A 13,309-nucleotide genomic window follows, 5' to 3' on the forward strand; every position below is an offset into this window, starting at 1 on the left:
GGTTCGTCGCCACTCACCGATGATGTCCCGCCGCCCCCGCTCAGCGCGGAAAGACCTCGAACTTCGGGGACTTGTTGGTCAGCGACGGCGGCACCCGGTAGTGGCGGAGAGTGAAGCCCATCATCTCCCGGAACGCGGGCGCGGCAACCGCGCCGCCCTCGCCGCCGGGGCTCCAGACGAACACCGCCACCACGTACCGGGGGTTCTCCGCCGGGGCCATGCCGATGAACGAGCCGACCGGCCCGGGCTGTTCCTTGCCGTTCTCGTATCGCAGCCCGGTGCCGGTCTTGCCGGCCACCCGGTAGCCGGGCACGGCGGCGGCCAGTCCGGTGGCCTGGCCGTCCGGGCCGTCGACAGTGGTGACCGCCTCCATCATCCGGCGCAGCGCCGCCGCGTTGTCGGGGCTGAGCACCGAGCGGGTGGTGGGCGCGGCGGCGGGGCTGCGCTTGCCGTCCGCGCCGATGGTCTCCTTGACCAGGTGCGGCTGCACGTACGTGCCGTTGTTGGCGATGGTGGCGTACGCGGCGGCCATCTGCAGCGGCGTGGCGTCCACGCTGTGCCCGATCGGCACCGACCCGTACGCCGAGCCGCTCCACTGGTCCGGCGGGAGCAGCCGGCCGGAGGCCTCGCCGGGCATACCCTCGCCGGTCGCCGCGCCCAGCCCGAACCGCTTCTGGTAGTCGAACAGCCGGTCCTTGCCCAGCTTCTCGGCGATCTCGATGGTGCCGACGTTCGACGAGAAGGCGAGCATGCCGGGGATGCTCATGGTGCGGCCGCCGGCCGGGTGGGTGTCGCGGAAGGTGACGCCGCCCCGGACGATCGTGTCGGAGACCGGGAACTTGGTGTCCGGCGTGATCACGCCCTCCTGGAGCGCCGCGCCGTACGTGATCGCCTTGTGGATCGAGCCGGGGTCGACCACGAACGTGGTGGCCGCGTCGTCCCGGTCCGCCGGGGAGCCGACCTTGGTGGGGTTCGCCGCGTCGTACGTCGGCTGGCTGGCCTGCGCCAGCACCTCGCCGCTCGGCACCTCGATGATCACCGCGGCGCCGACGCTGCCCTTCACCTTGGCCGTCTGCTTGGCCAGGATCCGCTGCGTCATGAACTGGAGGTCCCGGTCGACGGTGAGCTTCAGCGAGCTGCCCGGCTGCGGCTGGGTGGTGCGGCTGTAGCCGCCCGGGATGGGCGCGGCCAGGTCACCGAGGCCCACCTCGTAGGTCCGCTTGCCGGCCTGTCCGCGCAGCACGTCGTCGTACTTGGCCTCCAGCCCTTCCAGGCCGTTCATGTCCTGGCTGACGAACCCGAGGAGATTGGCGGCCAGGTCGCCGCCGGGCACCTCGCGCCGCTCGTCGCGGTGCACGTTGATGCCGGCCAGGTCGAGCGCCATGATCTTCTTCGCAGTGCTGATCTCGACGCCGCGGGCCAGGTAGACGAACCGCGACTGCGTGTCGGTGCCGGGCAGGGTGCGCGGGCGCATCTTCTCCTCCAGATCGGAGGCGGGCACACCGAGCAGCGGGGACAGCTCCCGCGCGGTGGCGGCGCGGTCCTTGACCAGGGTCGGGTCGGCGAACACGTACCGGGCCTCGACGCTGTGCGCCAGCGGCTCGCCGTCGCGGTCGAGGATCGCCCCGCGCGGGGCCGGCAGCTCGACCACGGCGAGCCGGTCGGGCAGGCCGCCGTCGGCGTACGCCGGGGTGTCCACGGTCTGGAGGTAGACCAGCCGCACACCGATGCTGGCGAACAGCGCCAGCGCCAGCACGGTGCCGAGCCGCAGCCGCCGGCGCGGGTCGCCGAGTCGCGGCGGCCGGCGCGGCTTGCGTACCGGCCGGCGGGGTTGCGCGGCCGGGCGGCGCGGCTGGGACCGGCGGCGCGGTGGCGGCGCGTCCTCCTCGTCGTCGAACGGTTCACGCACCGGCCGGGACGAGACGGTCCGCACCACGCCGGCCCGGCCGCCCGCGGCGGTGGACCGGCGGCCGGACCGGGCGCCGTCGGTGGCGGGCTCACGCGTGCCGGCCCGCCCGGCCCGGCCGCCGTCGAGCACCTGCAACGCGGGCCGGAACGGGTCGCCGGACCGGGTGCTGCGGGGGGTACGCCGTTGCTCGGCGCCGCCGCCCTCGCGCACGGTCCGCCCGCGCGGGGTGTACGCCCGGGCGTCGGAGATCCCCCCGAGGCCCGGCTCGCGCGGCTCCGACCCCCGCGACGATCCGCGCCGGGAGCCCGTGGCGTCCCGGCGCGGATCATCCGATCTCGGCGGCATGACTCAGCCTCCGTTGCCCTGCCGGCTGGTGACCGACGGGTCGCCCTGCGCGGGGTGCGGCACCCCGATGGTCTGGCCGTCCGGCAGCCGGATGTAGGCCGGGTCCTCGGACTCGACCAGGCCGAGCCGCCGGGCGTTGGCGGTCAGGTTGCCGGGCGCCTCCTGCTTGGCGATCTCCTTGCGCAGCTCCTGCTCGTCCACGTCCAGCTTGGCCTGCTGCTGCTGGAGCTTCTCCAGCTTGAACGCGTTCTCGTTGATCTTGGTGTTGACCGCCAGGATGCCCAGCACCCCGCCGACCACCAGCACCAGGATCAGCGCGACGAACGGGGCCCGGGGCACCCGGATCGGCGCCGGCGGGGCGACCCGCAGGCGCGGCGCGGGCGCACCGGTGACCCGGGTACGCTCGGCCGGCCGCAGCGCGGCGCTGCCCTGCGTCGGAAACTCGCGCGCCCCCCGGGCGCGAGCCTGCTCCCGGCGGTCGGTCGCGGTCGTGTCCCGCGTGGTGCGCTGCGCCGCGGTCCGGCCCCCCGACCGCGGTGCGCGCTGCCCGACGGCTCCCCGGCCGTCGCGCTTCTCGACGTTCATGTCCCCTCCCCCTCCTCGTCCGTCCCGTTCGCGTCCCCCGGGGCCGACCGCGGGTCCTCGCCGGACCCCGGTGACCCCGTCCCCGGTTGGTGCATCGCCTTCACCCGGCGGCGGTACCGTTCGCGGTCGGTACGCCCCTGCCGGGCCGCCTCCGGGTCGAGCCGTTCCGCGGCCCGCAGCCGCACCGAGGCGGCACGCGGGTTCGCGGCCACCTCTGCCTCCCCGGGCAGCTCGGCGCCCCGGCTCAACAGCCGGAACGTCGGGCCCGACCCGGGCAGTTCGACCGGGAGGTCGATCGGGCCCTTACTGCGGACCCGATCGGCGAGCGCCTGCTTGGTGAGCCGGTCCTCCAGCGAGTGGTAGGACAGGACCACCATGCGGCCGCCCACTGTGAGCTTGTCCAGAGCAGCCGGCAGCGCCGTCTCCAGCGCTGCCAGTTCTCTGTTTACCTCGATCCGTAAAGCCTGAAACGTTCTCTTTGCCGGGTGTCCACCGGTTCGTCGGGCCGGTGCCGGAATGGCGTCGCGGACCAGCTCGGCCAGCCGGGCCGAGGACGTGATCCGGTTGCGCTCCCGTTCCCGGATGATCGCCGAGGCGATCTTCCCGGCGAACTTCTCCTCGCCGTACACCCGCAGCAGGCGGGCCAGGTCCGGGTGGGAGTACGTGTTGACCACCTCTTCGGCGGTCACCCCCCGGGTCTGGTCCATCCGCATGTCCAGCGGCGCGTCCTGCGCGTACGCGAACCCGCGGTCGGGCGCGTCCAGTTGCAGGGACGAGACGCCGAGGTCGAACAGCACCCCGTCGATCGCCGGGTAACCGAGCCGGTCGAGCACCTCGGGCAGCTCGTCGTAGACGGCGTGCTCCAGGTGGATCCGGTCGGCGAACCGGGCCAGGCGGACCCGCGCGTGGGCGAGCGCCTCGGTGTCCCGGTCCAGGCCGATCAGCACCGTGTCCGGATGCGCCGAGAGCACCGCCTCGGCGTGCCCGGCCAGGCCGAGCGTGGCGTCGACGTGCACGGTGCGACCGGGCCGGCCCAGTGCGGGGGCCAGCAGCTCGAGACACCGCTCGAGCAGCACCGGCACGTGCGTGCCGCGTAGCTCCCCCATCTCGACCCCCACCCCGTTCGCCAACCGTTCCGTCACGTGTCCGTCGTCGCCACGACGCCTCGCCATACCGCCAGATCCCCATCCGCTCCCGCCCGCCGGAGGCCGCGGCCCTCCGTGTCGGATCGTGCGCCTGGCACCGGGGAAGGGGTGCCAGGAACTCGAAAGCGGCTGGAGATCTCGCAGTACGTCGGGCGCCGTCACGCCCTACAGACCGCCGGGCAGCACCCCCTCCTCGATGTCGGCGAAGTCGTCTTCGCTCTCCGCGAGGTAGGCCTCCCAGGCCGCCCTGTCCCAGATCTCCACCCGGGTGCTCGCTCCGATCACGACCAGATCCCGGTCCAGTGCCGCGTACGACCGCAGGTGGCCGGGAATCGTGACCCGCCCCTGCTTGTCCGGCACCTCGTCGTGTGCGCTGGCGAAGAAGACCCGGCTGTAGGCCCGGGCCGCCTTGCTCGTCATCGGCTGCGCGCGCAACTGGTCCGCGATCCGCTGGAACTCGGGCATCGGGAAGACGTAGAGGCAGCGCTCCTGCCCTTTGGTGATCACGACACCCCCCGCCAGTTCGTCCCGGAACTTCGCCGGCAGGATCAACCGGCCTTTGTCGTCCAGGCGCGGAGTGTGGGTGCCGAGGAACATCGGCCCAACCCCCTCGCCCTGAGCGGCGTTCGCGGCGCCGCTGACCCCCCGGGCCGGTGTGGCCCTCCCGGCCTCACCATCGCGCCCCACTCTACTCCACTTCCCTCCACCTGCAACCAGAATCGCCCGCGTGGCGTGGCGTTTCCGCGCGCAAAACCGCACGTCAACGCGGGTGGGGCGGAGTGGAGGGGGTGGGGCGCGCCCCACACCGTCCGCTACCCGACATCGACCGCCGCCGTCCGGCCCCACGCGCTCCGCCCGTCCGCCGGGCCGTCCCCGGCCGAACGGTTCGCCGTCGGCGGCGATCTGGTGGAGGTGGCGGTCCGGTAACCTCGCTCGCGTGACGGACGCGAAGATGCCCTTGCGGGCAAAGGTGGCCAGCTCCGTGTCGCGCACCGCCGCGGCGCTGTCGCGGGCCGCGGGCCGTGGCGACGGCTCGGTGATCGGCGGCTGGATCGGCCTCAAGATCGACCCGGACCTGCTCGCCCACCTCTCGGCCGGGCGGGCCATCGCCCTGGTGTCCGGCACCAACGGCAAGACCACCACCACCCGGCTCACCACCGCCGCGGTCGGCGTGCTGGGCCGGGTCGCCACCAACTCCTTCGGCGCGAACATGCCCACCGGCCACACCTCGGCGCTGGCAAAGGCCGGCAGCACGCCGTACGCGGTGCTGGAGGTGGACGAGCACTACCTGGCCCAGGTGCTGGAGGCGACCGAGCCGCACGTGGTGGCGCTGCTCAACCTCTCCCGCGACCAGCTCGACCGCGCCAAGGAGGTCGCCATGATGGCGCAGCTCTGGCGCGCCGCCCTGGTCCGGCACCCGCGGGTACGGGTGGTCGCCAACGCCGACGACCCGATGGTGGTGTGGGCCGCCTGCCCGCCGGCCGACCCGGCCCAGGGCCACGTGCCGCCGCACGTCACCTGGTTCAGCGCCGGGCAGCGCTGGCACGACGACTCCTGGGTCTGCCCCGAGTGCGGCTCCACCATCCAGCGCTCCGGCGAGCAGTGGTGGTGCACCGGCTGCCCGCTGCGCCGTCCCGAGCCGAACTGGACGGTCGAGGACGACGGCGTGCTCGACCCCACCGGCGCCTGGCACAAGATCCAGCTCCAGCTCCCCGGCAAGGTCAACCTCGGCAACGCGGCCACCGCGCTGGCCGTAGCCGCCGAGTTCGGCGTACGCCCGGTGGACGCGGTGTCCCGGCTCGGCACCGTCACCTCGGTGGCCGGCCGCTACGCCCAGGTCGACCGCGACGGGCGCAACATCCGGCTGCTGCTGGCGAAGAACCCGGCGAGCTGGCTGGAGGCGTTCGACATGGCCGACGTCGCGCCGACACTGCTGTCCATCAACGCCCGCGACCCCGACGGGCTGGACACCTCCTGGCTGTTCGACGTGGACTTCTCCCCGCTGACCGGCCGGCAGGTGCTGATCACCGGCGACCGGGCGTACGACCTGGCGGTGCGGCTGGAGGTGAACGGCGTGCCGTTCCAGCACGTCCGCAGCTTCGACGAGGCCGTCCGCGCGGTGCCGCCGGGCCGGCTGGAGGTCATCGCCAACTACACCGCCTTCCAGGACATCCGAGCGGAGCTGGACCGTGTCAACTGAGAGCCTGCGCATCGTCTGGATCTATCCCGACCTGCTGTCCACCTACGGCGACCGGGGCAACGCGCTGATCCTGGCCCGCCGGGCCCAGCTGCGCGGCATGCCGGTCGAGGTGCTGGAGGTCCGCTCCGACCAGCGGCTGCCCGCCACCGCCGACATCTACCTGCTCGGTGGCGGTGAGGACGGTCCGCAGGCGCTCGGCGCCCAGCGCCTGATCGCCGACGGCGGCCTGCACCGGGCGGTGGCCCAGGGTTCGGTGGTGTTCGGCGTCTGCGCCGGCTACCAGCTGCTCGGCACCTCCTTCTTCGCCAAGGGCACCCGCTGCGCCGGCCTGGAGCTGCTCGACCTCTCCTCCGACCGCGGGCCCACCCGGGCCGTCGGCGAGCTGGCCGGCGAGGTCGACCCGCGGCTGGGCATCCCGCACCTGTCCGGGTTCGAGAACCACGGCGGCCGTACCCACCTCGGCCCGGGCGTGTCCCCGCTGGCCCGCGTCACCACCGGCGTCGGCAACGACGGCGCCACCGAGGGCGCCTGGCGGGGCAAGCTGCTCGGCACCTACTCGCACGGCCCGGCGCTGGCGCGCAACCCCGACCTGGCGGACCTGCTGCTGCGCTGGGCGACCGGCATCCACCAGCTCCCGCCGCTCGACGACACCTGGGCCGACCGCCTCCGCTCCGAGCGCCGCACCGCGGTGGCCGCCGCCCCGAGGCCGTGACCGGCGCCGCCCGGCCGGGGCGGCGACCGGTGGCCCGCCGGCTCGCCGGGTTGCTGCGGCAGCCCTCGGCGCGCCGGTTCGGGCTGCTTCTGCTGCTGCTCGCCGGGTTCGGCGTGACGCTGCTGCTGGTGCCCCGGCCGGACCCGGCCGACCTGCCCCGGTTCGCCGACTCGCTCGGCGGCTACGGCCCGCCCGCGGCGGTGATCGGCGGTGCGCTGCTGCTGGTGGCGCTGGTGCCGCGGACATTCGTCACGCTTGCCGCGGGCGCGATCTTCGGCCCGGTGCAGGGCGCCGCGTACGCGCTCGGCGCGGCGCTGCTCGCGGCGGCCATCGGCTTCACAGTGGGCCGGGTGCTCGGCCGCGACTTCGTCGCCGAGCGGGTACGCGGCCGGCTGGCCCGCCTCGACGGCTGGTTCGCCCGGCAGAGCGTCTTCGGCGTGATCACCGTACGGCTGCTGCCGATCGCCGGGTTCGGCCTGGTCAGCTACGGCTACGGCACCACCGCCGCCCGGGTGGCGCCGTTCCTGGCCGGCAGCGTGATCGCCTCCGCCCCGACCGCGATCGGCTACGCGGCGATCGGTGCGGCGGTGACCACGCCCGGTTCGATCAACTGGTACGCGGCCGCGCCTGCGAGCCTCGGCCTGATCGCCAGTCTGCTGATCATCCACCGCTGGTGGCGGGCCGAACGGCGCCGGTCTGCCGGACCGGCCGGCTGACCCGGCGGCGAAGGCGGCCGACACGGTCCGGCCGGCGGGTTGAGGCGCGTCCCGCGAACGGGACGCGCCTCAAGCACACGGTGGACGGTCAGGCGACGACCGAGACCATCCGGCCCTTCACCACGATCACCTTGCGCGGCTCCTTGCCACCCAGCGCGCCGGTGACCGCCTCCAGCGCCGCCGCGCGGACGGTCTCCTCGGTCGCGTCGGCCGGCACCTCGATTCGGCCCCGGACCTTGCCGTTGACCTGCACCGGGTAGGTGACCGACTCGGCCACCAGCAGGGCCGGGTCGGCGACCGGGAAGTCCGCGTACGCCAGGGAGGTGTCGTGGCCCAGCTTGCGCCACAGCTCCTCGGCCATGTGCGGGGCGAACGGGGCGACCATCAGCACCAGCGGCTCGGCCACCTCGCGCGGGGTACGCGCCAGCCGGGTCAGGCCGTTGGTCAGCTCGATCAGCTTGGCGATGGCGGTGTTGAAGCGGATCCCGTCCATGTCGGCGCGGACCCCGTCGATCGTCTTGTGCAGCAGCCGCCGGGTCGCCTCGTCGGCCGGCTCGTCGGTGATCCGCAGCTCGCCGGTCTGCTCGTCGACGACGGTGCGCCAGACCCGCTGCAGGAACCGGTACGAGCCGACGACGGCCCGGGTGTCCCACGGGCGGGACACCTCCAGCGGGCCCATCGACATCTCGTACACCCGGAACGTGTCGGCGCCGTACGCCGCGCACATGTCGTCCGGGGTGACCACGTTCTTCAGCGACTTGCCCATCTTGCCGTACTCGCGGCGGACCTCGGTCTCGCCGTGGAACCAGCGGCCGTCGACCTCGACGACCTCCTCGGCGGGCACGTAGGCGCCGCGCGGGTCGACGAACGCGTACGCCTGGATCATGCCCTGGTTGAACAGGCGGCGGAACGGCTCGTACGACGAGACGTGGCCCAGGTCGTACAGCACCTTGTGCCAGAAGCGCGCGTACAGCAGGTGCAGCACCGCGTGCTCGGCGCCGCCGACGTACAGGTCGGTGCCACCGCAGTCGCCCGGACGCTGCGGCCCCATCCAGTACGCCTCGTTCTCCGGGTCGGCGAAGCGCTGCGAGTCGGCCGGGTCCAGGTAGCGCAGCTCGTACCAGCAGGAGCCGGCCCACTGCGGCATCACGTTCGTCTCACGGGTGTAGCGCTTCGGCCCGTCGCCCAGGTCCAGCTCCACCTCCACCCAGTCGCGCCGCCGCGACAGCGGGGTCTCCGGGGTGCTGTCGGCGTCCTCCGGGTCGAACGTCTTCGGCGAGAAGTCCTCCACCTCGGGCAGCTCGACCGGCAGCATCGACTCGGGCAGCGCGATCGGCGCCCCGGTCTCGTCGTACACGATCGGGAACGGCTCGCCCCAGTAGCGCTGCCGCGAGAACAGCCAGTCGCGCAGCCGCCAGGTGACCGCGCCGGCGCCGTGCCCGTTCGCCTCCAGCCACTCGATGATGCGCGCCTTCGCGTCGGCCACGCCCAGACCGTCCAGGTCGATGCCGCGCTCCGGCGCGGCGCTGTTGATCGCCGGGCCGTCACCGGTGTACGCCTTGCCGTCGAAGCCCTCCGGCGGCTGCACGGTCCGCACGATCGGCAGCTCGAAGACCTCGGCGAAGTCCCAGTCCCGCTCGTCCTGGGCCGGCACCGCCATGATCGCGCCGGTGCCGTACCCGGCCAGCACGTAGTCGGCGATGAAGATCGGGATCTGCCCGCCGGTCACCGGGTTGGTGGCGTAGGCGCCGACGAAGACGCCGGTCTTCTCCTTGCTGTCCGCCTGCCGCTCCACGTCCGTCTTGGCCGAGGCGGCCTTCCGGTACGCCTCGACGGCCTCACGCGGGCCGGCGTGGCCGCCGGTCCAGGCGTCCCGGGTGCCCTCCGGCCAGGCGGCCGGCGTCAGCACGTCGACCAGCTCGTGCTCGGGCGCCAGCACCATGTAGGTGGCACCGAAGACGGTGTCCGGCCGGGTCGTGAACACCCGCACCGGGGCGGCGTCGGTCGGGAAGTCGATATGCGCGCCGGTCGACCGGCCGATCCAGTTGCGCTGCTGCAGCTTGATCGGCTCCGGCCAGTCCAGTGTGTCCAGATCCTCCAGCAGCCGGTCCCCGTACGCGGTGATCCGCATCATCCACTGCTTCAGGTTGCGCTTGAAGACCGGGAAGTTGCCGCGCTCGGAGCGGCCGTCGGCGGTGACCTCCTCGTTGGCCACCACGGTGCCCAGGCCCGGGCACCAGTTCACCGGCGCCTCCGAGACGTACGCCAGCCGGTGGTCGTCGACGACGCGCCGCCGCTCCCCCACGGTCAGCTCGGCCCACGGACGCCCGTCCGGGGTGGCGCGGGTGCCGCCCTCGAACTCGGCGATCAGCTCGGCGATCGGCCGGGCCTTCTTCGCGTCCGCGTCGTACCAGGAGTTGAAGATCTGCAGGAAGATCCACTGGGTCCAGCGGTAGAAGTCGGTGTCGATGGTCGCCACCGAGCGCCGCTCGTCGTGGGCCAGCCCCAGCCGGCGCAGCTGCGCCTTGAACCGCTCGATGTTGGCCTCGGTGGTGGTCCGCGGGTGGGTGCCGGTCTGCACCGCGTACTGCTCGGCGGGCAGGCCGAACGCGTCGAAGCCCATCGCGTGCAGCACGTTGCGCCCGGCCATCCGCTGGTAACGGGCGTAGCAGTCGGTGCCGATGTAGCCCAGCGGGTGACCGACGTGCAGGCCGGCACCGGACGGGTACGGGAACATGTCCAGCACGTACATCTTCTCGGCGCCCGCCCGCGGGTGGTCCGGGTCGGCCAGCGGGCCGACCGGGTTCGGCGCGTGGAAGGTTCCCTCCCGCGCCCAGGTGTCCTGCCAGCGGTGCTCGATCTCGTCGGCCAGGGCGGCGGTGTACCGGAACGGGGGGATGTCGGTCGCCGGTGCGGCTGCCTCACTCATGGCGTCTCCTCGGCGCGGATCGATTCGAAAAAAATTGTGGGCGGTCTGCTGCGGGCACAAAAAAGCCCCTCGCGCAGGAGGGGCGGCCGTGCTGTCGCGCTTTCAGCGCATCAACACGGCTCGGTAAGAAGCAGGAAGAACCCGGCCATGCAGGCAGTGTACCTCGCACCCCTCGGCGGTGGCGCGCCCGTTCCACCCGCGGCAGCCGGTCCCCCGGTCCGGCGAATATTCCGGGCGTAACCGACCGACCACCTGCGGGAGTCGGCAGTAACGACAAACATGGTTAGCCTGAGAGGCCAATGAGATTTCTGCGGCAGACGAGGCTCGGCGTCGCGAACCCAACGGCGGGTCCAGGTGCTCTATAAAGAGCTGCCGTCCAGGCGACGAGGAGGAGGCCCGTGACACAACAGACCTGGGACGAGGTGGGCGGTCTGCTGCCGCACGACGAGTTCCGCGCCGCCAGCGAGGCCATCGTGGCCAACATCGAGCAGGTCATCGAGGGCAAGACCGCCACCGTCCGGCTCGCCCTGGCGGTGCTGCTGGCCGAGGGCCACCTGCTCATCGAGGACGTGCCCGGCGTCGGCAAGACCAAGCTCGCCAAGGCGATGGCCCGGTCCATCGACTGCTCGGTCCGGCGGATCCAGTTCACCCCCGACCTGCTTCCCAGCGACGTCACCGGCGTCAGCGTCTACAACCAGGAGACGCACGACTTCGAGTTCCGCCCCGGCGCGGTCTTCGCCAACCTGGTGGTCGGCGACGAGATCAACCGGGCCTCGCCGAAGACCCAGTCGGCGCTGCTGGAGTGCATGGAGGAGCGGCAGGTCACCGTCGACGGGGTCACCTACCAGTTGCAGACGCCGTTCATGGTGATCGCGACGCAGAACCCGATCGAGATGGAAGGCACCTACCCGCTGCCCGAGGCGCAGCGCGACCGGTTCACCGCCCGCATCGCCATGGGCTACCCGGACCCGCGCGCCGAGCTGGCCATGCTCGACGGGCACGGCGCCACCGACCCGCTGCCGGGGCTGCGGCCGGTCTCCGACGCGGCCACCGTCCGCCGGCTGATCGGCCACGTCCGGCAGGTGCACGTCGCCGACGCCGTCAAGCAGTACGCGATCGACCTGGTCACCGCCACCCGGGAGGCACCCGACCTGCGCCTGGGCGCGTCCCCGCGGGCCACGCTCCAGCTGTTGCGCACCGCCCGCGCGGTGGCCGCCCTGGAGGGCCGCGACTACGTCCTGCCGGACGACCTCCAGGTGCTCGCGGTGCCGGTGCTGGCGCACCGGATCATCCCGACCGCCGACGCGCAGCTGGCCCGGCGCACCACCGACGCGATCGTCTCCGAACTGGTGCACCGCCTGCCGCTCCCGCACGACCGGCAGCGCTCGCCGTACGACACCCGGCCCGGCGGCGGCAACAACGGCCGCGGGCCGTACGAGCCGCGGAGGCCGTGACGTGCGCGACGGCCTGCGTGGGCTGACCACCCGCGGCCGATCCTTCCTGGCGGCCGCGGTGGCCGCCGCGATCTCCGCCGGCATCCTCGGCGAGAAGGACCTGCTCCGGGTGGCGGTCCTGCTCGCCGTGCTGCCGCTGCTGGCCGCCGCGTACGTCGGACGCAGCCGGTACAAGCTGGCCTGCAACAGGTCGCTGGAGCCGCACCGCGTGCCGGTCGGTGCCAGCTCCCGGGTGGTGCTGCGGCTGCAGAACCTGTCCCGGCTGCCCACCGGCACGCTGCTGCTGGAGGACCGCCTGCCGTACGCGCTCGGTAGCCGGCCCCGGGTGGTGCTGGAGCGGCTGGGCGCGCACCAGGCCAGCTCCGTGGCGTACACGGTCCGCGCGGACGTGCGCGGCCGCTACGAGGTGGGGCCGCTGGTGATCCGGCTGACCGACCCGTTCGGCCTGTGCGAGCTGACCCGGTCGTTCCCCAGCACCGACCACCTCACGGTGATCCCGCAGGTCACCCCGCTGCCGTCGGTCCGGCTACCAGGCGAGTACGCCGGCAGCGGCGACAGCCGGGCCCGCTCGGTGGCGGTGCACGGCGAGGACGACGCCGCCACCCGGGAGTACCGGATGGGCGACGACCTGCGCCGGGTGCACTGGAAGTCCACCGCCCGCACCGGTGAGCTGATGGTGCGCCGCGAGGAGCAGCCGTGGGAGAGCCGGGCCACGGTGGTGCTGGACACCCGCGCCGCCGGGCACCGGGGCGAGGGCCCGACGGCCAGCTTCGAGTGGGCGGTCTCGGCCGCCGCCAGCATCGCCGTGCACCTGCGCGAGGCCGGCTACAAGCTGCGGCTGGTCACCGGCAACGGCGCCGACGTCGGTGCCACCGAGGCGGGCGGCGAGGGACTGCTTCTCGACCACCTCGCCGACGTGCACCTGGACCGGCGCGGTGAGATCACCACGCTGGTGCAGCAGGTCCGGCAGCGGGCCGACGGCGGCCTGATCATCGCGCTGCTCGGCACGCTCGGCACCGCCGAGGCGGAACTGCTGGCCGGGTTGCGCGGCAACGGGGCCACCTGCGTGGCGTTCCTGCTCGACAGCAACACCTGGCTCAACCTGCCGCCGAACGCCCGGGCCGAGGCGGAGCGGGCACACGGCGCCGCCGCGCTCACGCTGCTGCAGAGCGGCTGGCGGGTCATCGGGGTGGAGCACGGCACCCGGCTGCCGATGCTGTGGCCGCAGGCCGGACGGGGCTCGCAGGGCTTCGCGCTGCGGGCGGCCATGGCCGAGACGGTGGCCGGCGGACGACGATGACCGGAGGGATGGTC

The 13,309-nt window shown here is 73.4% G+C and carries 10 protein-coding genes; 5 read left to right on the forward strand and 5 right to left on the reverse strand.

Annotation, left to right across the window (positions count from 1 at the left end; translation table 11 throughout):
• Positions 1 to 40 precede the first annotated feature (40 nt).
• The 4 genes from O7611_RS19595 to mraZ all read right to left on the reverse strand — a co-directional run bounded on the left by O7611_RS19595 (position 41) and on the right by mraZ (position 4,581).
• Positions 41 to 2,254, reverse strand: coding sequence for a peptidoglycan D,D-transpeptidase FtsI family protein (locus O7611_RS19595; protein WP_194801214.1), 2,214 nt, complete (start codon positions 2,252 to 2,254; stop codon positions 41 to 43).
• Positions 2,255 to 2,257: 3 nt separating this feature from the next.
• Entirely contained in the window at positions 2,258 to 2,839 is a 582-nt protein-coding gene (locus tag O7611_RS19600) for a hypothetical protein (protein WP_194801213.1), read from the reverse strand.
• Positions 2,836 to 3,945, reverse strand: coding sequence for a 16S rRNA (cytosine(1402)-N(4))-methyltransferase RsmH (gene rsmH / locus O7611_RS19605; protein ID WP_194801303.1), 1,110 nt, complete (start codon positions 3,943 to 3,945; stop codon positions 2,836 to 2,838). Before rsmH ends, O7611_RS19600 begins: the two co-directional genes overlap by 4 nt.
• A gap of 204 nt (positions 3,946 to 4,149) precedes the next feature.
• The gene (mraZ, locus tag O7611_RS19610) at positions 4,150 to 4,581 is read right to left on the reverse strand and encodes a division/cell wall cluster transcriptional repressor MraZ (protein WP_073831045.1); all 432 of its coding nucleotides are present in this window, start codon (positions 4,579 to 4,581) and stop codon (positions 4,150 to 4,152) included.
• Between the two features lie 355 nt (positions 4,582 to 4,936).
• Here mraZ and O7611_RS19615 point away from each other — a divergent pair, with 355 nt between their 5' ends.
• From O7611_RS19615 to O7611_RS19625, 3 genes are read left to right on the forward strand one after another with little or no spacing between them, the layout of a single operon-like run.
• Complete coding sequence (locus O7611_RS19615; protein ID WP_128138608.1) at positions 4,937 to 6,184, forward strand: MurT ligase domain-containing protein; 1,248 nt, start codon at positions 4,937 to 4,939, stop codon at positions 6,182 to 6,184.
• Positions 6,174 to 6,896, forward strand: coding sequence for a type 1 glutamine amidotransferase (locus O7611_RS19620; protein ID WP_013287612.1), 723 nt, complete (start codon positions 6,174 to 6,176; stop codon positions 6,894 to 6,896). Before O7611_RS19615 ends, O7611_RS19620 begins: the two co-directional genes overlap by 11 nt.
• A gap of 29 nt (positions 6,897 to 6,925) precedes the next feature.
• Positions 6,926 to 7,612 carry a TVP38/TMEM64 family protein gene (locus tag O7611_RS19625; RefSeq protein WP_370584961.1) on the forward strand — a complete coding sequence of 229 codons (687 nt, stop codon included), beginning with the start codon at positions 6,926 to 6,928 and terminating at the stop codon, positions 7,610 to 7,612.
• Between the two features lie 88 nt (positions 7,613 to 7,700).
• Here the strand turns inward: O7611_RS19625 and leuS are convergent, their stop codons facing one another.
• Complete coding sequence (gene leuS, locus O7611_RS19630) at positions 7,701 to 10,541, reverse strand: leucine--tRNA ligase (protein WP_269697356.1); 2,841 nt, start codon at positions 10,539 to 10,541, stop codon at positions 7,701 to 7,703.
• Between the two features lie 398 nt (positions 10,542 to 10,939).
• On the opposite strand from leuS, the gene O7611_RS19635 reads away from it, so the two are divergent.
• Complete coding sequence (locus tag O7611_RS19635) at positions 10,940 to 11,995, forward strand: AAA family ATPase (protein ID WP_013287615.1); 1,056 nt, start codon at positions 10,940 to 10,942, stop codon at positions 11,993 to 11,995.
• Between the two features lies 1 nt (position 11,996).
• Entirely contained in the window at positions 11,997 to 13,295 is a 1,299-nt protein-coding gene (locus tag O7611_RS19640; RefSeq protein WP_194801210.1) for a DUF58 domain-containing protein, read from the forward strand.
• Positions 13,296 to 13,309: the final 14 nt, after the last annotated feature.

Origin of the sequence: Micromonospora sp. WMMC273, from assembly GCF_027460285.1 — a bacterium.
Classification (GTDB): domain Bacteria; phylum Actinomycetota; class Actinomycetes; order Mycobacteriales; family Micromonosporaceae; genus Micromonospora; species Micromonospora aurantiaca.

What these genes read in the sequence shown, in the direction of transcription:
- O7611_RS19600 (WP_194801213.1), bottom strand. Translation starts at nt 2,839, where the DNA reads ATGAACGTCGAGAAGCGCGACGGCCGGGGAGCCGTCGGGCAGCGCGCA.
- O7611_RS19595 (WP_194801214.1), bottom strand. Translation starts at nt 2,254, where the DNA reads ATGCCGCCGAGATCGGATGATCCGCGCCGGGACGCCACGGGCTCCCGG.
- mraZ (WP_073831045.1), bottom strand. Translation starts at nt 4,581, where the DNA reads ATGTTCCTCGGCACCCACACTCCGCGCCTGGACGACAAAGGCCGGTTG.
- leuS (WP_269697356.1), bottom strand. Translation starts at nt 10,541, where the DNA reads ATGAGTGAGGCAGCCGCACCGGCGACCGACATCCCCCCGTTCCGGTAC.
- rsmH (WP_194801303.1), bottom strand. Translation starts at nt 3,945, where the DNA reads ATGGGGGAGCTACGCGGCACGCACGTGCCGGTGCTGCTCGAGCGGTGT.
- O7611_RS19615 (WP_128138608.1), top strand. Translation starts at nt 4,937, where the DNA reads ATGCCCTTGCGGGCAAAGGTGGCCAGCTCCGTGTCGCGCACCGCCGCG.